Annotated in this window: 19 protein-coding genes; 5 read left to right on the forward strand and 14 right to left on the reverse strand. The window is 59.2% G+C overall.

Features of this window, described 5'->3' with window-relative positions:
* Positions 1-28 precede the first annotated feature (28 nt).
* The 5 genes from MHK09_RS03940 to MHK09_RS03960 all read right to left on the reverse strand — a co-directional run bounded on the left by MHK09_RS03940 (position 29) and on the right by MHK09_RS03960 (position 4,408).
* On the reverse strand, positions 29-1,165 hold the full coding sequence (locus MHK09_RS03940) for an ATP-binding cassette domain-containing protein (protein WP_250412708.1): 1,137 nt from the start codon (positions 1,163-1,165) through the stop codon (positions 29-31).
* Positions 1,156-1,848: an energy-coupling factor transporter transmembrane component T family protein gene (locus MHK09_RS03945; RefSeq protein WP_250412709.1), complete on the reverse strand. Its 693-nt coding sequence runs from the start codon at positions 1,846-1,848 to the stop codon at positions 1,156-1,158. Before MHK09_RS03945 ends, MHK09_RS03940 begins: the two co-directional genes overlap by 10 nt.
* Positions 1,848-2,558: an ECF transporter S component gene (locus MHK09_RS03950; RefSeq protein ID WP_179387566.1), complete on the reverse strand. Its 711-nt coding sequence runs from the start codon at positions 2,556-2,558 to the stop codon at positions 1,848-1,850. The genes MHK09_RS03945 and MHK09_RS03950 overlap by 1 nt, the downstream gene beginning before the upstream one ends.
* A gap of 182 nt (positions 2,559-2,740) precedes the next feature.
* Positions 2,741-3,712: a nucleoside hydrolase gene (locus MHK09_RS03955; protein ID WP_250412710.1), complete on the reverse strand. Its 972-nt coding sequence runs from the start codon at positions 3,710-3,712 to the stop codon at positions 2,741-2,743.
* A 21-nt stretch (positions 3,713-3,733) separates the two neighbouring features.
* Positions 3,734-4,408, reverse strand: coding sequence for an NAD(P)H-binding protein (locus MHK09_RS03960; protein WP_250412711.1), 675 nt, complete (start codon positions 4,406-4,408; stop codon positions 3,734-3,736).
* A 104-nt stretch (positions 4,409-4,512) separates the two neighbouring features.
* On the opposite strand from MHK09_RS03960, the gene MHK09_RS03965 reads away from it, so the two are divergent.
* Both MHK09_RS03965 and MHK09_RS03970 read left to right on the forward strand, forming a co-directional pair.
* Positions 4,513-4,782 (forward strand): ACT domain-containing protein, encoded by a 270-nt coding sequence (locus MHK09_RS03965; protein WP_179386521.1) that lies wholly within the window; start codon positions 4,513-4,515, stop codon positions 4,780-4,782.
* A gap of 1 nt (position 4,783) precedes the next feature.
* A complete protein-coding gene (locus MHK09_RS03970; protein ID WP_005324827.1) occupies positions 4,784-6,148 on the forward strand; it encodes a PFL family protein in 1,365 nt (454 codons plus the stop codon).
* A 24-nt stretch (positions 6,149-6,172) separates the two neighbouring features.
* Here the strand turns inward: MHK09_RS03970 and MHK09_RS03975 are convergent, their stop codons facing one another.
* The 9 genes from MHK09_RS03975 to MHK09_RS04015 all read right to left on the reverse strand — a co-directional run bounded on the left by MHK09_RS03975 (position 6,173) and on the right by MHK09_RS04015 (position 15,520).
* Positions 6,173-7,495, reverse strand: coding sequence for a DUF2254 domain-containing protein (locus MHK09_RS03975; protein ID WP_150851317.1), 1,323 nt, complete (start codon positions 7,493-7,495; stop codon positions 6,173-6,175).
* A 6-nt stretch (positions 7,496-7,501) separates the two neighbouring features.
* The gene (locus MHK09_RS03980; RefSeq protein ID WP_250412712.1) at positions 7,502-9,133 is read right to left on the reverse strand and encodes an ABC-F family ATP-binding cassette domain-containing protein; all 1,632 of its coding nucleotides are present in this window, start codon (positions 9,131-9,133) and stop codon (positions 7,502-7,504) included.
* Between the two features lie 114 nt (positions 9,134-9,247).
* A complete protein-coding gene (locus MHK09_RS03985; RefSeq protein WP_250412713.1) occupies positions 9,248-9,655 on the reverse strand; it encodes a metal-sulfur cluster assembly factor in 408 nt (135 codons plus the stop codon).
* Positions 9,656-10,108, reverse strand: a complete 453-nt coding sequence (gene sufU / locus MHK09_RS03990) for a Fe-S cluster assembly sulfur transfer protein SufU (RefSeq protein ID WP_005324831.1) — start codon at positions 10,106-10,108, stop codon at positions 9,656-9,658.
* Positions 10,105-11,352: a cysteine desulfurase gene (locus tag MHK09_RS03995; RefSeq protein ID WP_250412714.1), complete on the reverse strand. Its 1,248-nt coding sequence runs from the start codon at positions 11,350-11,352 to the stop codon at positions 10,105-10,107. Before MHK09_RS03995 ends, sufU begins: the two co-directional genes overlap by 4 nt.
* Positions 11,353-11,397: 45 nt before the next feature.
* On the reverse strand, positions 11,398-12,156 hold the full coding sequence (sufC, locus tag MHK09_RS04000; protein WP_005324834.1) for a Fe-S cluster assembly ATPase SufC: 759 nt from the start codon (positions 12,154-12,156) through the stop codon (positions 11,398-11,400).
* A 30-nt stretch (positions 12,157-12,186) separates the two neighbouring features.
* Positions 12,187-13,341: a Fe-S cluster assembly protein SufD gene (gene sufD, locus MHK09_RS04005; protein WP_005328395.1), complete on the reverse strand. Its 1,155-nt coding sequence runs from the start codon at positions 13,339-13,341 to the stop codon at positions 12,187-12,189.
* Positions 13,342-13,346: 5 nt separating this feature from the next.
* Complete coding sequence (gene sufB / locus MHK09_RS04010) at positions 13,347-14,786, reverse strand: Fe-S cluster assembly protein SufB (RefSeq protein WP_005324837.1); 1,440 nt, start codon at positions 14,784-14,786, stop codon at positions 13,347-13,349.
* Positions 14,783-15,520, reverse strand: a complete 738-nt coding sequence (locus MHK09_RS04015; protein WP_179386525.1) for a helix-turn-helix transcriptional regulator — start codon at positions 15,518-15,520, stop codon at positions 14,783-14,785. The genes sufB and MHK09_RS04015 overlap by 4 nt, the downstream gene beginning before the upstream one ends.
* A gap of 269 nt (positions 15,521-15,789) precedes the next feature.
* On the opposite strand from MHK09_RS04015, the gene mptB reads away from it, so the two are divergent.
* The 3 genes from mptB to MHK09_RS04030 are packed head-to-tail and all read left to right on the forward strand — an operon-like array spanning position 15,790 to position 19,272.
* Positions 15,790-17,514, forward strand: a complete 1,725-nt coding sequence (gene mptB, locus MHK09_RS04020) for a polyprenol phosphomannose-dependent alpha 1,6 mannosyltransferase MptB (RefSeq protein WP_200435643.1) — start codon at positions 15,790-15,792, stop codon at positions 17,512-17,514.
* 6 nt (positions 17,515-17,520) lie between these two features.
* Positions 17,521-18,450, forward strand: a complete 930-nt coding sequence (locus MHK09_RS04025) for an ABC transporter ATP-binding protein (protein ID WP_250412715.1) — start codon at positions 17,521-17,523, stop codon at positions 18,448-18,450.
* 57 nt (positions 18,451-18,507) lie between these two features.
* Positions 18,508-19,272 (forward strand): ABC transporter permease, encoded by a 765-nt coding sequence (locus MHK09_RS04030; protein ID WP_005328404.1) that lies wholly within the window; start codon positions 18,508-18,510, stop codon positions 19,270-19,272.
* The last annotated feature ends 45 nt before the right edge of the window (positions 19,273-19,317 follow it).

Genomic DNA, 19,317 nt, shown 5'->3' on the forward strand with positions numbered 1-19,317 from the left:
AGAGAGCCGGGAGCAGTTTTGTATGCGCTTATAGCTGCGGCGCCAGCAGTGTTTTTTCCGTTACTTCAGCATAGGTTTCTATTTCTGCCACAAACTTAGAATCGTGGCAGGTAACTACGAGGGCGCTGCCGGACTGCAGTGCGTAGTGGATGAGTTGGTGCATGAGCCAGCGGTCGGCAGCTGAAAGCAAGGTGTCTGGTTCGTCGAGCAGGACCACCGGTCGCTGCTGTCCGATCACGTGGGCAACTTGCGCTAGCCGCAGGCGAGACGATGATAAATCGAGAGGATGGTCTGCGGGGTTTAGTCCCAGCAGGTTGCGCACGGTGTCATTGGGGACGAATTCCTCCACCGTTGGGAATACTGCCTGATCAAACGGCGATTGCAGGGCAAGAGCGGGTGGATTCGGGACAGCTCCGGCGCCTTCGAGTCCAGCAGCAGCGCGCAGGAGCGTGGTCTTGCCACTGCCATTATCGCCGCGCAGCCACGTAACCGCAGATTCCGTGATAGGGATTTCTACCGGTCCGACGCTGAAGGAAGTGCCACGGGGCTGAGAAAAGTGCCACCATTTCTTCTTTGCTGCACCCCGGCGTGCCGTTAGCGGACCGATGCTACCAGTCCGGGGACTTGGGGAAACACGCGGTAAGTCGACGGCCGCTACGAGTGGGTCTGTGCCAATGATGTCCCCACCCAATTCTGGCCAGGAGGAACTAGAAACGGAAATGACGCAAGTCTCCGGCATCGACTGCAAGAGGCGAACCACTTGCGTGCGCGAATCAGCATCAAGCCCGGCTGCGGGCTCGCACACAATCATGACTTCCGGATCGCGAATGGCGACACAGGCAGCCGCAAGCCTGCGTGTTTGGCCACCGGATAGCTGCGTTGGGTCATGTTCGCAGTAGTCAGACAGTCCTACAGCGCGAAGCATTCGCTCCCCGCGCCGCTGCATTTCAGGGGCAGGCACGCCGGCATTTTCGAGGCCTAAAACTACTTCTTCGATACAGGTTTCCCGCAGGAAGCTAATCTGTGCTGAGGCATCCGTGCCGATGATGGCTTCGGTAGATAGGTGCTCGGCTAGTTCCACGGCAACGTCTTCGACGGCTGTGTCAGGTTCGACGAGTACTTGATAAATGGCCCCAGAGGTGGGCTTAATGCGGGCTAGATCCATGTAGCAATCACCACCACAAGGCTAACTACCGGAATGACGAAGCGTAAGACGCGGGAGACCATGGAATCGGCAACGGGACGCAGTAGGGTGCGTTGCCCTTCCTGGTCGAATCCGACGGCGGCGAGGGCCTGGCCACGTTGGGTTCCTTGGGTAAGGAGGCGAGCGATGACAGGAATAATGACGCGCGAGATGGTATTGCGCCAGGTCACGGTGATGCCGGCGAGCTGGTTGGCTTCACGGACGCAACGCCAAGCGTGCGCGCCTTGGGGCAGGGTTTGTAGGGAGGCTCCCACGATATACGCGACCTTGTGGCCAGCGCGCGACACTTGCAGCCACTTGGCGATATCAGCAATGCGCAGGGCTGCCATGGCCGCGATGAAGCAGGCCATGAGGGCGCAGAATCGGAGGGTGAGGGTGGCGGCGAGAACCAGGCCGTCGCTTGTTAGCAGCGGCAGCACTGGGTCATCACCGTAGGGGGCGTGAATGACCAGCATGGAAAGGGCCGCTGGGGCGCTTAGCGCCAATGTTGTCAAAATCACGGAAGCGTTGCGGGTAGCGGCAGTACCGCAGGCTAGGGCGATGAGCGCTACGCTTGCCGACGCCACCGGGTTATTCAGCGCCAAAGTAAGGATCCAGCCGCAGGCCGCGATGGTGACAACGGTGGCGGGATGAAGGCCGTGCATTAACGTGGCTGAAGGGATTCTCGGGTGCGCTGCGGCAGTGCCTTGACCGCTGCCCAGACAATGAGGAAGACCAGTGCCTTATCCAGGGGATCCGAAATAAAGGACTGCAGCGTAACCGAGGCGATGAGGGAATTGCCCAGTTCTCGGAACAGCGAAACAACCGCGCCCGTACCAAGACCTGCGGTACCGCCATAAACAAAGGCAGCCACTGGTGCGGCGAGCATGCCGGAAATGATTCCAATGATGGCGCCGCTGAGAATGACCCACCACACCTTAGTGAAAGCGCCCTTCTTGATTACCAGTCCGGAGAGGAACCCCGTGGCGGCGGACACGGCGGCGAAGGGCAAAGCGGCGGGGTTCAACAGTCCCCATACGACGGAGGACAAGGTACCAGTAGCCAATCCGGCGATGGGTCCCGCGAGCGCGGCTACCAGGATCGTTCCCACGGAGTCGATATACAGCGGAACACCGATAGAACCGATGATTTCGCCGACAACAATATTGAGCACTAGTGCTACCGGGATGATGGCGATGGTTCGCGCCGGTAATGCCGGAACGGTGCCGGTGAGAAGGAGCGCGGCGCCAACGAGGTAGCCGGCGAGGGTAATGAGCGCCTCGGTCGAGCCAGCAACGGATTCCCAATCAGTAGGACGCAGAAGAACCAGATAAATCCAGGTTGCGGCGACGATGAGTGCACCCGCGATGACCATAGCCTTGCGGACGGGGGTGAGAGAAAGCTGTGACACAGTAAAAGTCCAAATCCATATACCGAAAAATGGGCAAAGTAAACGCCGACCGCGGATGGTGCTGCTTTCCTATGTCACCTCGGAAAGCGAGCTCGCACGGCACGTGCGCCGCGGATAATAGTAGAGGCTCTGCGTGCTAAAAGCCACTAATGCGAAGCCAATAGCGTCAATCCCCGCGCGCATTCGTGGTGTGCGGCCTCTATATCTGCTCTTGTTACCAGCCGAGCGTTGTGGGCGCGCCCCCAATGGTTGCGCAAATCCGCAACGCTCGTGCCACGCAGCAGTGGCGATTCCGCCTCGACGTCCACGGTGGTTTCTATCGCTTCATAAGGGATACGCCCCAGGGCAATCATGCAGGTCAAAAGGTCGTGGATCTGAGCTTGATAGCCCTCCCCTTGTGCCTGGTGGAATTCAAAATAAAAACGCAGCACGTCCGGCAGGATTTGTGCCGTGGGGTGCTCCCCCAACAATTCCAAGGCCTCGTCTAGGCGCTGCGGAGTAATGAGAAACTGTTCCGTTACTTCGAGGGAACACAGCGTGGTGAGAACGCGTGGGGCGTTTGAATGAAAATGTTGGGCGGCGGCGTGCGGATCCACCCAAAAGTTCCATTCGGCAGTTGGCGTGGTGTTTCCGCGGTAATTGACCGCGCCGCCCATGATGGTGATGGCACCGAAGCGCGCGGCAGCCTCGCTATGGGTTGCTTCGAAGGCCGCAAGGTTGGTGACCGGTCCAGTAACGATCAGCTGCAGATCGTCATGGGTGGCTAATGCTCCTTCCCATACCTGCTGCCAATCGCGCTGTTGTAGCTTGGCGGCGGCAGCGGGGGCGTGTGCGTAGCCCAGCCCTGTCGGGCCATGGGTCTCAGGGGTGGTGGTGAGATCTACCTTGAGGGGTTGGGGTAGGCCGGGGGCTACGGGGACGTCGGAAAGCGAGCACAGGTCCAGAATCCAGCGGGCATTATCCGCGGTCCGGTGGACCTCGACGTTGCCGGCCGTGGTGGTAACCCCCACCAGCTCGATCTCCCCGGCATGATGCAGCCCCGCCAGGTACATAAGGGCGAGGCAATCGTCGACGCCGGGATCGCAATCAATAAGTACAGCTGGTGGCTTGGCAGTCATAATGCCAGCCAGTCTAGCGTCTTACTTGATGGAGCTCACCGGATTGTCGCCATCAACGAAGGCGAGCGGGGAATCCGGCAGGTTTTCACGGCCAAGGGACTCGACGATGACGTCCGCAACCAGCTCGCGGGAAGAAGTCAGAGACTCCTTCAGCATCTTATCCTCAATCTGCTCAATGCCCTTGGCTGGTTCCTCGGTTAGCATCGCTGGCTTGAGGATGAGGTGCGGGTAGCTGGCCTGTACAAGGCGGTTGTCTACTTCCTTCTTGGACTCCACATAGGCATACCACTTCTCATCGGCAGGATCCGTGGTTGCTACCTGGGAGCCGACATAAGAGATCATCACATAGGCGGGCACATCCTTGCCCTCCTGCTGCAACTTGTCCATGGCGTCGAGGGTAGCCAGGGCGCCATCGCGGTCGACGGCCCAGGTGAGGTCTGCCCCACCGCGGCCGCCATTGCCGGCGCCCCAGACTACAGCGTCATAAGCGGCGAAAAGCTCTGCCCACTGATCCACGGATTGTTCAGTAATATCCGCCATAACTGGGGTCGCGCCGAGCTTTTCAATCTCGGCCTTTTGCTCCGGATTGCGGATGAGGGAGTGGACCTCATGACCGGCCTCAACCAGCTTAGGGGCGGTCAGCAGCCCGACCTTGCCGTGTCCACCGATGTACAGAATCTTCTTCTTATCAGTCATACCTCCCCACGGTAACAACGGCGCGGCCAGCGTGCAGACGGCCTCCTTACTCCGGCACACACAAACCACCGCGGCGCGCCCGGCAAGCAGATAGAATTGCACGCATGTATGCCATTATGACCGTCACCGGTGCCGATAGCACCGGCATCATCGCCGCGGTGACCACTACCCTTGCAGAACTCGATATCAACGTCATTGACGTCTCCCAGACGCTCATGGGCGGATACTTCACCATGATCCTGCGCGTCGAATTCGATGCGGACAAGGTCTCCATCCAGACCATCAAGGAGCGCATGCGCCCCGTTGCGGAAGAAAAGCACCAGTCCATCCGCATTCAGTCCGAAGACCTCTTCACCGCCATGAACGAAATTTAATATGAGCACGCGTTTTAATACCACCAATATCTTGGACACCATCGAGATGATTGAGAACTATCGTCTCGATATCCGCACCGTGACCATGGGCATCTCGCTCCTCGGATGCACCCGCTCCACCATGGAGGCCACCTGCCAGGCCATCTATGACCGGGTCACCCAGCAGGCAGGGCGCCTCGTCGAGGTGTGCGAAGGCATCGAGGGCGAGCTCGGTATCCCCATTGTCAATAAGCGCATCTCCGTCACCCCCATCTCGTTGGTGGTGGCCGGCGTAGAGGGAAACCCCGTTGATGCGGCGAAGGCACTGGACAAGGCAGCCAAGGAGGTAGGCGTCAACTTCGTGGGCGGCTATTCCGCCTTGGTAGAAAAGGGCGCTACCACCGCGGAGCAAAAGCTCATCAGCTCCATTCCGGAGGCGCTGGCTACTACGGACGTCGTGTGTTCCTCCGTAAACATCGCCAGCTCCCGCGCGGGCATCAACATGGATGCAGCCAAGAAGATGGGCGAGGTCATCAAGGAAGCGGCCGAGCTGACCAAAGACGATTCCGCCATTGCGTGCGCCAAGCTCGTGGTCTTTGCAAACTCCGTGGGAGATAACCCCTTTATGGCCGGCGCCTTCCACGGCATTGAGGAACCCGATTGCGTGGTCTCCGTGGGCGTTTCCGGCCCGGGTGTGGTCGACCGTGCCTTGGGCTCGCTCGAGGGGGCCAGCTTAGACCAGGTTGCAGAAGAGGTGAAGAAGGCTGCTTTCAAGATCACTCGCGCCGGGCAGCTGGTGGGCAACATGGCCTCGGAGCGCCTGGGAGTGCCTTTCGGCATCATCGACCTTTCGCTTGCCCCCACCGCCGAATTGGGCGATTCGGTTGCGCACATCTTGGAGCACATGGGCCTAGACCAGGTAGGCACCCACGGCACCACTGCGGCCTTGGCTCTGCTTAACGACGCCGTTAAGAAGGGCGGCATGATGGCTTGTTCCCGCGTGGGCGGGTTGTCAGGTTCCTTCATCCCCGTTTCCGAGGACAAAGGCATGATCGACGCGGTCAAGTCCGGCTCCATTTCCATGGACAAGCTGGAGGCCATGACCGCTATTTGCTCGGTTGGTTTCGACATGATTGCCCTGCCGGGCGACACCTCTGCCGCGACGATCTCGGGCATGATCGCTGATGAGGCCGCCATTGGCGTGATGAACCATAAAACCACCGCAGTACGCGTCATTCCGGTACCTGGCGCCCAGGTAGGCGACGAGGTCAGCTTCGGCGGGCTTCTTGGCTACGCCCCTGTCATCCCGGTCAATCAGGTGGGCAATACGCAGTTCATAAACCGCGGCGGCTTCATCCCCGCCCCGGTGCATGGATTCCGCAACTAGCGCCAGCGACAACCGCGCCGCGGTCTAATCCGCGGCGTGCTCCTCGCCTGGCTTATCGGATTCCGCCCACGCAGCTAGGTTGGCCTGGAAGTGCTGGTAGGAGGCCTCCAACTGTTTCAGCTCCACCTCGCCGCCTACCTGGCGGCGGGCATCGGAGTAGATGGCCCGGGCGGTGTCGTCAAGCACGCGCCGGCGTTCCGCTGTGCGAAGGAGGGCAACCACCTTAGCGAGGTTATCCAGCATGCTGAGGTAGATCTCCGCATTATCGGCCGCATCGCGCCGAATCTGTGTAAACATCGCCTCGACGATCTCGTCATAGCTAAAGGTCTGATAATCCAGCCGAAATTCGCCGTCCACATGCACAATGCCCTGCGGAAGCCGCTTATCCCCAATCACGGTGAGAATCTGGGTAAAGCGGTCAATGATGTCAATTACCGTAAATGGGTCATTAACGCCGGTGCTCAAAGCGCGGGCAGCAATTTCTGCAAGGTGCCGAGCGGTAAACCGAGGATCGTGGGCAGAGGCGTTTTCGCGGTGTTGCGTGAGCACGATATGACGCTCAATATCTTCCGGCAAACGTGGCACGCCGTGGGCAATGACCTCGCCTTCCAATACGAGGTCTCCCGGTGCCACGCCGAGGTGCACCGCGCAATCCTCTTGCGCTGCAGCCTGCGCGATGGCGTCATAGTCCACGAATTTGAGATAGCCAGTCTCACTACTGCGGCGCTTTTGCGCGTTCGTGTAGAACTCTGGCCCCGGCGCTTTTACTTTCTCCTCCTCCTCACCGCGGCGGATGAGCCGGCGCATGTGGCTTTCTACGTCTTGGGCAACCACGTGCACCACGTGGGACATGCTGATGGATTGCGCAATGTGCACGATGAAGTAGATGAGGAAGACAACGCAGGCGATGGCCAGCAGAACCGTGACGGCTACATTGAGGGAAGGAACGTATTCTTCTACCCCACCGCCGCCGGTACGAACCGCGCGCAGGGATAGGAGCGCAAAAATAAAGGTTGCCAGGTAGATCGCCAACGTGGATTGAATGGAGCGATCCTTTAAAAACTCGTGCAGGAGGCGCGGGCCCATCACCGTGACGACACCGGATAGCGCGGTCAGCGTGATGAAAAAGACGGTGCCGGCCAAGGAGAGTGACGAGGTTGCTACCGCGCTTAAAATCCCTTGCGCGCTATCGGCGCTGCCGTCATAAAAGGGCGTGTCCGACACGTCAAAATTGCTACCAACCGCAATGAGCAATTCCGCGCCGATCGCGGCGATGGCCACCGCCACGGCGGGGATGAGCCAAAACTTCTCCCGCCAAGCGGGCATCCTCTCCAGCAGTGTCTTCATAAATCCCTAAGCTAGCTCCACGATCTCCATATAGTCATCGGACCACAGGTCCTCATCACCATCGGGCATGATGATCACGCGTTCCGGATCCAGTGCCTTAACCGCACCCGGATCGTGCGTCACCAGCACCACAGCGCCCGTATACGTTTTCAGTGCATCAAGCACCTGCTCGCGCGAAATCGGATCCAGGTTATTGGTCGGCTCGTCTAGCAACAGGACGTTCGCGCGGCTGGAGACCAAGGCGGCTAGCGCAAGGCGCGTCTTCTCACCGCCGGAGAGGGTACCCGCAGGCTGCTCCAGCTTCTCACCGGAGAACATGAAGGCGCCAAGCAGGCTGCGCAACTCCTGCTGATCCGCGTCTGGGCAGGCATCGATAGTGTTTTGCCACACGGACTTATCCGGGTCGATGGTGTCATGCTCCTGCGCGAAGTAGCCGATGCGCAGGCCGTGGCCGCTGACGATGCCACCTTCACCATCGGTGCGTTCCACGCCGGCAAGCAATTTCAACAGGGTGGTCTTACCTGCACCGTTGTAGCCGAGAACAACCACCCTAGAGCCTTTGTCGATAGCGAGGTCTACGCCCACGAAAACCTCCAGCGAGCCGTACATCTTGGTCAGACCCTTGGCATTCATGGGCGTCTTGCCGCACGGCGTCGGCTCGGGGAACTTAATATTGGCCACCTTATCGGCCACGCGGACCTCGTCGAGCTCGCTCATCATGCGTTCAGCACGGTGGAGCATCTGCTTTGCCGCGGCGGCCTTGGTTGCCTTGGCACCGAGCTTGGCAGCCTGCTTTTGCAGTGCAGACGCCTTCTTTTCCGCATTGGCACGCTCTCGGCGACGCCGCGCTTCATCGGTAGCACGGGCATCGAGGTACTTCTTATAACCCATGTTGTAGACGTCGGCCTCGCCGCGGACCGCGTCAAGGAACCACACCTTGTTGCACACGGCCTCCAGCAGTTCGACGTCGTGGGAAATCATAATGAGCCCGCCCTCATGCTTGGACAGGAATTGGCGCAGCCACGTAATAGAGTCGGCATCCAAGTGGTTAGTCGGCTCATCCAAGAGCAGCGTGGTCTGGGATTTGCCGGAGCCTTCAGTAGCTGCAAAGAGGATCTGTGCCAGCTCCACGCGGCGACGCTGGCCGCCTGAGAGGGTCTTGAGCTTCTGGTCTAGGACACGCTGTGGCAGGCCCAAATTATCGCAAATCTGCGCACACTCGGAATCGGCTTCATAGCCGCCGAGCGACTCGAACTGCTCCTCCAAGCGGGAATACTTACGGATAGCCTTATCCCGGAACTTATCGTCCGTGGCCGATTCCATGAGCTCTTGTTGCTTCGCCATGCGGCGCTTAAGATCATCCAGGCCGCGTGCGGAGAGAACGCGCTCGCGCGCCGTTTGCTCGATATTTCCCTCGCGGGAATCCTGGGGCAGATAACCAATGGGGCCCGAGCGAGTCACAGAACCACCATAAGGCTCCGTCTCCCCTGCCAAAATGCGCATGGTCGTCGTCTTGCCCGCGCCGTTGCGGCCGATGAGGCCAATGCGGTCGCCGGGCTGCACGCGGAGGTGCTGCCCGGGGGCGTCGAGAAGCGTGCGCGCTCCTACCCTGACTTCGAAATCATTGGTTACAATCACGAAGAAATAGTCTAGCAATTGACGCGGCCAACGCTAAGACGCACTAACGCCCCCAACAGCCACTTCCCGAATCCGAGAAATGCGCTGCTGGGGGCGTGTGATTAATACGCGATTTTAAACCGCGAAACCGAGGGCCTGAAGCTGCTCGCGGCCCTCCTCAGTAATCATTTGCGGTCCCCATGGCGGCATCCATACCCAGTTGATGCGGACGGCATCGGCCAGCTTATTGGCCTTGACGATGTCTTCGACCTGCTCCGCAATGACATCGGTCAGCGGGCAGGCCGGCGAGGTCAGCGTCATATTGATCATGACGATTTCCTTGCCATTGTCCTCTTCAAACCAGAGGTCATAGACCAGGCCCAGGTCGACGACGTTAATGCCGAGCTCGGGGTCGATGACATCGCGCATGAATTCGGTGCCGTCAAAGGCCTTAGAGATCTGCTCTTCGGTCTGCTCCGGGCGCTCGCCGCTGCCGGAGAATGAAGAGTTCTCGTTCTGATAAGGATCTACGGGTTCGGTCATCTAGTTCTCCACTTCAGTTAGTGCATCGGCGGAAGCAGCCTGGAAGGCCTTCCATCCGAGGAGCGCACACTTGACGCGCGCTGGGTACTGGGACACGCCGGCGAAGGCAACGCCGTCACCGATGAGGTCTTCATCGCCCTCTTCTTGGCCGCGAGAGGTAATCATCTTTTCAAACTCGGCCAGCTTCTCATTGGCTTCCGCGAGCGGCAGCCCCACGATCTCTTCAGCCATAACCGAGGTAGAAGCCTGCGAAATGGAGCAACCTTCCGCGTCATAGGAGACGTCCTCGACGGTCTTGCCGTCATCGGAAAGGCGCACGCGCAGGGTCAGCTCATCGCCGCAGGACGGGTTCACGTGGTGAACCTCTGCCTGATACGGCTCCCTCAGGCCGGCGTGTTGGGGGTTCTTATAGTGATCCAGGATGACGTCCTGGTACATGGAATCTAGGTTCATGAGGCAACTCCAAAGAATTCGCGGGCAGCCTTGATTGCGTCCACCAGCTTATCTACTTCTTCCTCGGTGTTATAAAGGTAGAAGCTAGCGCGGGCGGTGGACTGTGCGCCGCAGGCACGGTGCAGTGGCCACGCACAGTGGTGGCCAACGCGAATGGACACACCGTGGTCATCGAGGACCTGGCCCAAGTCGTGCGGGTGAACGCCTTCCACAGTGAAGGAAATGGCGCCACCGCGATTTTCGGTAGTGTCTGGACCGATGATGCGCAGACCAGGGATTTCCTTGAGCTGGCGCAATGCGCGCTCGGTGAGCTTCTTTTCGTGCGCGTGGATATTGTCCATGCCCACTTCTTCCAAGAACTTCACCGCGGCTCCAAGGCCAACCACCTGGCTGGTCATCTGCGTGCCCGCCTCAAAGCGCGTCGGCGGCTCGGCAAAGGTGGTCTCTTCCATCTTGACGATCTCAATCATGGAGCCACCGGTCAGGAAAGGTGGCAGCTTCTTGAGCAGCTCATCCTTGCCGTACAGCACACCAACGCCGCTGGGGCCACACATCTTGTGGCCGGAAAAGGCCGCGAAATCCACGTCCAAAGCATGGAAATCAACCGCCATGTGTGGCACCGACTGGCAGGCGTCGAGGACGACCATGGCGTCCACCGCGCGGGCGCGGCGCACCAGCTCATCCACATCCGCCACGGCACCCGTGACATTGGATTGGTGAGTAAACGCAACTACCTTGACGGAATCATCGAGCTCGAGCGAATCAAGATCGATGCGTCCGTCTTCGGTCATGGAATACCACTTCAACGTAGCGCCGGTGCGAGCACACAGCTCCTGCCACGGCACCAAGTTGGCGTGGTGCTCCAATTCGGTGATGACAACGGTATCGCCCTCGCCCACGTAGAGGTCCCCCGCGCGCTCGTCGCCAAGCACATAGGCAACTTCGTTCAGGGCCTCAGTGGCGTTTTTGGTAAAGGCGATTTCGTCGCGGTCCGCGCCCACAAATGCGGCGATAGCTTGGCGCGCGGACTCGTAGGCATCATCGGCCTCTTCTGCCAATTGATAGGAACCGCGGTGAACAGGGGCGTTCGTGTGCAGCACAAACTCCTCTTCCGCCTTCCATACCGGCAGCGGGCGCTGGGAGGTAGCACCCGAATCCAGATACACCAGTGGCTTATCGCCACGCACCGTGCGCTGGAGAATCGGGAACTGTTCCCTAATTGCGTTTACATCAAATCCAGACATGAATCTTCTTTGGATAGTCGCGGTTGACCGGCCGAGGGTCGGTCCTTACTTGAGGAACTGGTCGTAGCCGTCAGACTCGAGCTGGTCCGCCAATTCAGCGCCACCGGTCTTGATGACGTGGCCATCAGCGAAGACGTGGACGAAGTCCGGCTTCACATAGTTCAGGATGCGCTTGTAGTGGGTAATCATCAAGATGCCACCATTGGTTTCCTTCTGGTAGCTATTGATGCCCTCAGACACGATGCGCAGAGCGTCAACGTCCAGGCCGGAGTCGGTCTCGTCCATGACTGCGAACTTCGGCTTCAGGATATCCAGCTGCATAACCTCGTGGCGCTTCTTCTCACCGCCGGAGAAGCCTTCGTTTACGGAGCGGGAGATGAAGGACTTATCAATCTTCAGGTTCTCGCGGGCCTGAGTAAGCTCCTTGTTCCATTCGCGCAGCTTCGGTGCCTCGCCGCGAATGGAGGTGACTGCGGAGCGCATGAACTGGGAGACCTTTACGCCCGGTACCTCAGTTGGGTACTGCATCGCCAGGAAGAGGCCGGCGCGAGCGCGCTCATCGACGGGCATCTCCAGCAGATTTTCGCCGTCGAGAAGCACCTCGCCCTCGGTGACCTCATACTTTGGGTGGCCGGCGATGGTGTAGGACAAGGTGGACTTGCCGGAACCGTTCGGGCCCATGATGGCGTGGATCTCGCCGGAGTTGATGGTCAGGTTAACGCCCTTGAGGATTTCCTTCGGCTCGCCGCCTTCTTCCGTCGGCAGCACCTGGGCGTGGAGGTTCTTAATTTCCAGAGTAGACATAATGTGTGTGGGTTTCCTTCTATGAAAGAGTTAGGCGGAGATCTTTTCCAGTTCTTCGGAAATGCGGTTTTCCAATTCCTCGGACAGGGACTGCACCGGAATACGGTGGATGACCTCATTGAAGAAGCCACGGATGATGAGGCGGCGTGCTTCAGCCTCTGGAATGCCGCGAGACATCAGGTAGAACAACTCGATGTCATCGAAGCGACCAACGGTGGCCGCGTGGCCTGCACCGGTAATTTCACCGGTCTCAATCTCCAGGTTAGGGATTGCGTCCGCGCGAGCGCCCTCAGTCAGGATCAGGTTGTTGTTGGTCTCGTAGGTATCGGTGCCCTGTGCATTGGAGCGGATAAGGACATCGCCTACCCAGCAGGTGCGGGCCTCATTGTCCTTGGTGCCCTGCAGTGCGCCCTTATAAAGGACGTGGGAGCGGCAATTAGGGACGGAGTGATCCACCAACATGCGGTTTTCAAAGTACTGGCCTTCATCAGCGAAGTAGACGCCCAGCAGCTCTGCGTCGCCGCCTTGCTCGGTGAAGTTCACGCGAGGCACGATGCGTACCACCTCGCCGCCAAAGATGGCGGAGTTGTGGCGCAGCACAGAATCGCGGCCGAGCTGTGCCACGTGGTTAGACAGGTGTACGGCATCGTCTTCCCAATCAACGTCAACGACGACGGTCAGGTGAGCGCCATCGCCCACGATGAACTCGACGTTATCTGCGTGGGTGCCAGAGCCGACGTACTTCAGGATGACGGTGGCTTCCGCGTGGTGGCCTACCTCGATGGAGGTAGCGCCAAAGGAAGTTACGCCCTCGCCCTTGCCGGTGTAGGTAATGACCACGGGCTCTTCCACCTGAGCCTCAGCGTCAATGGTGACAACCTGGCCCTCAGGCATAGAAGTCCACGCCTGTGCCGCGACGCGGTCAGACGGGGTACCAACGCGGCCCAAGCGCTCGTCATCGCGAGCGACGGTCTCGGAGCTTACCCCTGGATGTTCGCTCACGGTGACGTCCTGTGCCACTGCCTCAGCGAACTCGCCATTGTGGAGTCCACGGAGCTTGCGCAGGGAGACAAAGCGCCACACCTCATCGCGGCCGTGCGGCACCGGGAAGTCCTCCACGTTGGTGGAGGTAAAGACGTCACCCTTGGTGATCTTATCCGGATTGAATTCGTTCGAAGCGACCATTTTCTTTAGCCGACCGATCCTTCCATTTGCAGTTCGATGAGGCGGTTGAGCTCGAGGGCGTACTCCATCGGCAGCTCCTTAGCAATCGGCTCAACGAAGCCACGCACGATCATCGCCATTGCTTCTTCTTCCGCAATACCGCGGGACATCAGGTAGAACAGCTGCTCCTCAGAAACCTGGGAAACGGTTGCCTCATGGCCCAGCGTGACGTGGTCATTGCGGATGTCGTTATACGGGTATGTGTCCGAACGCGAGATATTGTCCACCAGCAACGCATCGCACTCGACGTTAGAAGTGGAATGGTGCGCGTTCTGATTAACCTGCACCAAGCCGCGGTACGCGGCGCGGCCGCCGGCACGGGCAACCGACTTAGACACGATATTGGAAGAGGTGTGCGGAGCCATGTGAGTCATCTTGGCGCCCGTATCCTGGAACTGGTTCTCACCAGCAAAGGCAACGGAGAGAACCTCACCCTTGGCGTAAGGACCGGTCATCCATACGGCCGGGTACTTCATGGTCACCTTGGAGCCAATGTTGCCGTCGACCCATTCCATGGTGCCGCCTTCTTCTACCTTGGTGCGCTTGGTCACCAAGTTGTAGACGTTGCTGGACCAGTTCTGAATGGTGGTGTAGCGGCAGCGGCCGCCCTTCTTCACGATGATCTCCACTACTGCGGAGTGCAGGGAATCAGATTTGTAGATAGGAGCGGTACAGCCCTCGACGTAGTGCACATAAGCGTCCTCGTCGACGATGATGAGGGTGCGCTCGAACTGGCCCATATTTTCCGTGTTGATGCGGAAGTAAGCCTGCAGTGGAATATCTACGTGCACGCCCTTGGGCACGTAGATAAAGGAGCCACCGGACCACACAGCAGAGTTCAGCGCGGAGAACTTGTTGTCACCGGCCGGGATAACGGTGCCGAAGTACTCCTTGAAGAGCTCAGGGTAGTCACGCAGTGCGGTATCAGTATCCACGAAGATGACGCCCTGGCTTTCCAGATCCTCACGGATCTGGTGGTAGACAACCTCAGACTCGTACTGGGCTGCCACGCCGGCAACGAGGCGCTGCTTCTCGGCCTCTGGAATGCCCAACTTATCGTAAGTGGCCTTGATGTCGTCCGGGAGGTCTTCCCAGGTCTGGGCCTGCTCCTCAGTGGACTTGACATAGTACTTAATCTGGTCGAAGTCGATGCCAGACAGATCCGCACCCCAGGTGGGAACGGGCTTCTTATCAAAGATGTTGAGTGCCTTCAGGCGCTGGTTAAGCATCCATTCCGGCTCGCCCTTCTTGGCGGAAATATCGCGTACTACATCTTCATTCAAGCCGCGGCGAGCAGAAGCACCAGCCGCGTCCGAGTCGTGCCAGCCGTACTCATATGCACCAATGGAATCAATGATTTCATCATCGGTCATCTTGTTCTCGGGTGCCGATTGTGCCTGGGTCATGACTCGCTCCTTTCAGTATTTGTATTAACGGGTGTCAAGGGGATGTTCGTGGTACAGATCCCGTGACCGCCAGCAATGGAGGCCAAAGGCTGCACGTGTTTGCCTAATAGAGCAGAAAAGACTTCTTGTTCCGCCTCACACAGCTCCGGATGCTCGGCCGCCACATGGGAGACCGGGCAATGATGCTGACAGATTTGCACTCCCTGACCAGCGCGGTCCACCGTGGCGGCATACCCGTGCTCGTCCAAGACCTCAGCCAGCTTACGGGCCACATCCTCTACAGATTCACCCTCTTCTATCAAGGGACGCACATCTGCAACGAGTCGCTCGAAGCGGACCTTGGCAAAGCGCTTAACAGCCTCAGACCCGCCGACGTCGCGAAGCGCCGTCAAAGCATCAGAGGCCAAATCATCGTAGGCGTGGCCGAATTGCGCCCGGCCACGATCAGTGAGGCGGAAGTGTTTGGCTGGTCGGCCGCGACCAGACCCGTTGCCCGTTGAGCCGCGGGTCACTGGGTGGCGGCGCACGACCTCCGTCAGTTCCTCTTCCACCAAATTGTCTAAGTGCCGGCGGATTCCAGCAGCAGAAAGGCCAAGGCGTTCACCCAAGTGGGAAGCGGTAACGGGCCCGTCCTTCAGCAGCAACAGCATCACTTGCCGGCGGGTATCGCCATCCGTAGTGCGGGATTCCTTAGCCGCCTTATGCGTAGTTTCTACGCGCTGAGGTGTGCTCATGCCGGGACCTCCCTTCGTGCTTCGCTCACTTACAGCCGCCCTGCAGCCGGCTCCCGTAATTCCGAGAGTCGCGCCGCAGTCCAACTGCGCCTCCTTTATTAGACAACACTAGTGTTCCTTAATTCATTCCGGAATGCCACCATTGGCCATTCTTCGGCGTGGCACGGGGGTGGCTAACTCCCCTCATCGCCACAACTGGCGGCGCTGCGCGCGCTAAAAGGGCGGGCCCGCTGGGGTTGGGGCGGAGGATTCGCGTAAGGTCTTAACCCATGACAGGCAAATTCCGCGGCTTTCTTTCCGGCGTCAAGGCCGAGCTGCCGCAGCTGGGCACCGCTGGTTCTCGGTCTGCGCGGCTACACGCCGAGGACACCGGAGCCGCGGAGCCTGATTCTCGTTTTGATTTTGTCCCCGCCAAAGAAGATGGCCTAAAGCGCACCACCACCGCACAGTGGCGGACATTTTTTATCCTGCGCTGGGTGGGCACAGTGGGGTCTCTGCTTATCGCCTTCGGCGCGTTAGGAGCCGGCGCCCTCCCGGTAGTGGGAAACCCTTATGACAACGTGCCTTTTGGCTCCCTCATGTCCCGCATGCTGCAGACCTCTTCTGCCATAGTCATGGTGGGAGTAGGCCTGTTGGTGGCCGCCTGGGTTTTCCTGGCCCCTTTTGTAGGCACTCCGCTGCGCCAACCCCAGGAAGGTTCGCTCACCCCAACGCGCGCCCGCCGGCTCGTGACCACCCACCAACTGTGGCGCACGTGGGCCGGCTGGGTCATCCCGCTGATTTTTACCGCCCCGCTCTTTACCCAGGACATCTACTCCTACTTGGCCAACGGTTCCATCGTGATGCAAGGCATGGATCCCTATTCTGCAGGACCGGTGCAATTGCTTGGCGCGGGTGATGAGCTCGCCCGATCCGTACCGTTTATCTGGGCCAACTCCCCCTCCCCTTATGGCCCCGTAGCACTCGGGCTCGCTGGAGTGGTGAGCGCAGTTACCTCTAATTCCATCCTCTTGGGAGTAATCGCCCACCGGCTCTTATCCATCGCCGGCATCATGGTTGCTGGGTGGGCAATCAGCTGTCTCGCGCGGCGCTGCCGGGTATCTCCAGAATCTGCCCTGTGGCTCGGCATTCTCAACCCACTGACCATCTTGCACCTGGTGGGCGGAATCCATAATGAGTCCATCATGTTGGGCCTGCTCTTGGTGGGTATGGAGCTGGGCCTGCGGGGCGTCGGCAAGCTAGAAAAGTCCACACGCAGTGCCTACCTAGCGCTCATTGCTTCCGGCTTTTGTCTGTCCTGCGCCGGAATGGTCAAGGTTACCGGCTTTATCGGTCTGGGCTTTGTGGGAATGGCGTACGCCCGCCACCTGATAGACAAAGACGGTGCATCTCGCTGGAAGGCCTTGGCCTACGCCATTGCTCTGCAGCTAGTCATTTTAATTGCAACCATCGCCCTTATTAGCGCCCTGACCGGCATTGGCCTGGGGTGGATCACAGGACAAGGCGGGGCGGCCTCCATCCGCTCGTGGCTTTCTACCTCCACCGCCGTAGGCGTGGGTACCGGCTTTATCGGAATGCTACTGGGCCTAGGTGACCACACCGAAGCTATTCTCACCGTAACCCGTACCTTTGGCGTGCTGGTGGCAGTAGCTTTCATGGCCCGCATGCTCTTTGCAACGTTGCGCGGCCGCATCCACCCTGTGGGAGGACTCGGCACCGCCTCCTTAGTGCTGGTTATCTTCTTTCCTGTCGTCCATCCGTGGTACATCTTGTGGGCGGTACTGCCTTTGGCCGCATGGGCCAACCGGCTGATCTTCCGTTTCTGCGTCGTGGCTTATTCGGCAGCTATGAGCTTCTTTGTGCTGCCACGCGGCCTCGGGTTGCCGCCCAGCACCATCATCGTCATCTACGTGTCGGCCGCCTGCACTTTCGCAGTCATCGCCACCCTGTGGTGGGTTGCAGTACGGCGCAGCGGAATCCGTGTCCTAAACTAATCCCACGTGAATTCCATTTCAGCCGATCGCCCAGCCCTCACCGTGGACAACGTGGTGAAAAAATATGGTTCCACCACCGCCGTTAATGGTCTAAGCCTTAGCGTTGCCGCAGGTGAGATCTTTTGCCTCCTTGGTCCCAATGGCGCTGGAAAGTCCACGACGATCGAAATGTCGGAGGGTTTTATCCACCCCACCAGCGGCACAATCGACGTCCTCGGGCTAGACCCGAGTTCCGCACCGGACAAGGTGCGAGAAAAGGTCGGAATCATGTTGCAGGGTGGTGGTTCCTATTCCGGCATCCGTGTTCTGGAAATGCTAGAACTTTCCGCTAGCTACAGCGCCCATCCCCTCTCCCCACACTGGCTACTGGAAATGCTCGGGCTGGAAGGAGTAGCCCGCACCCCCTATCGCAGACTCTCCGGCGGGCAGCAGCAACGGCTTTCCCTCGCCCTAGCAATCATCGGTCGGCCCGAACTAGTTTTTCTCGATGAGCCCACCGCTGGCATGGATGCACAATCCCGTTTGGCGGTCTGGGACCTTGTTCGAGCCCTGCGGCACGATGGCGTCACGATTGTTCTTACCACCCACCTCATGGATGAAGCGGAGTCACTGGCGGACCGAGTGGCAATCATGGATCATGGCCAGCTCGTAGCCCACGGCACCCCCGCGGAACTTACCGCGCAGTCAGACTCGTCAGGCCTTAGCTTCAGCACCGATATCGACGTTGATGTGGAGGCTTTAGCCAAGGCTGGCATTCAAGCAACCAAATCCCGTCCGCTGCATTACCGCTTGACCCAGGCCGGCACGCCCGAGACGATTGCCGCGCTGAGCGCCGAACTTGCCCGCCAAGGAGTCCTGCTGCGGCGCTTAGACGCAGCCCACCGCAACTTGGAGGAGGTCTTCCTTGACCTCACCGGGCGACATTTGCGCAGCTAGCTGCGCCCTCCGCCAAGATCGAATTCAATCAACTGCGTTGCGGAAAGAAGCCACCACATGAGCACTACCTTTAAAACTGGAACCTTTACCCCGGCCCCTAAACGGGCCAGCGCCGGCGCCATGTTGCTTGCGCAAGGAAAGATGGAAGCAAAACTCATGCTGCGCCACGGCGAACAGCAATTGCTGAGCGTCATCATTCCGCTGGCCCTGCTCATAGGCGCGGCCCACTTAGAGTCCCTTACCGGACATGGCCTGCACGAGGTATTTCCCATGGTGCTTGCAGTAGCGGCCACCTCCGCAGGCTTTACCGGTCAGGCCATTTCACTTGCCTTTGACCGCCGCTACGGAGCCCTTAAACGCACCGGCGCGTCCGGTGTGCCGGCTTGGGCCATCATTGGCGGCAAGATCCTCGGCGTACTCACCATGGTGGTATTCCAAATCCTCGTCCTGGGTATAGCGGCCTATATTCTGGGCCTCCGCATCAGCCTGGGCGGGGTGCTGCTCATGATTCTTTCGCTATTTTTTGGCGTTGCGGCTTTTACCGCCATGGGGCTGTTGCTCGGCGGCACCCTCAGTTCTGAGGTAGTGCTCGCGCTGGCCAACCTCATCTGGTTTCTGCTCCTCGGCGTAGTCGGCTGGACCCTCTACTCCCAGGGCCTTGGCGATAATGGCATCCTCAACGCGGTGCCGACCGTCGCCCTAGCAGGCGCGCTTACCGACGCCTCTAATTCCACCTTTCCCGGCCTCGAGCTCCTATCCTTGTTGGCGTGGCTAGCGGTGGCGTCGTTCGCTGCGGTCCGTTGGTTCCGCTTCGATGGCTAAATGTGACTTTTGTCCGGTTCCTTTCGAAACCAGAGGAATTTTTAT

Origin of the sequence: Corynebacterium tuberculostearicum, from assembly GCF_022347235.1 — a bacterium.
GTDB lineage: Bacteria > Actinomycetota > Actinomycetes > Mycobacteriales > Mycobacteriaceae > Corynebacterium > Corynebacterium tuberculostearicum_F.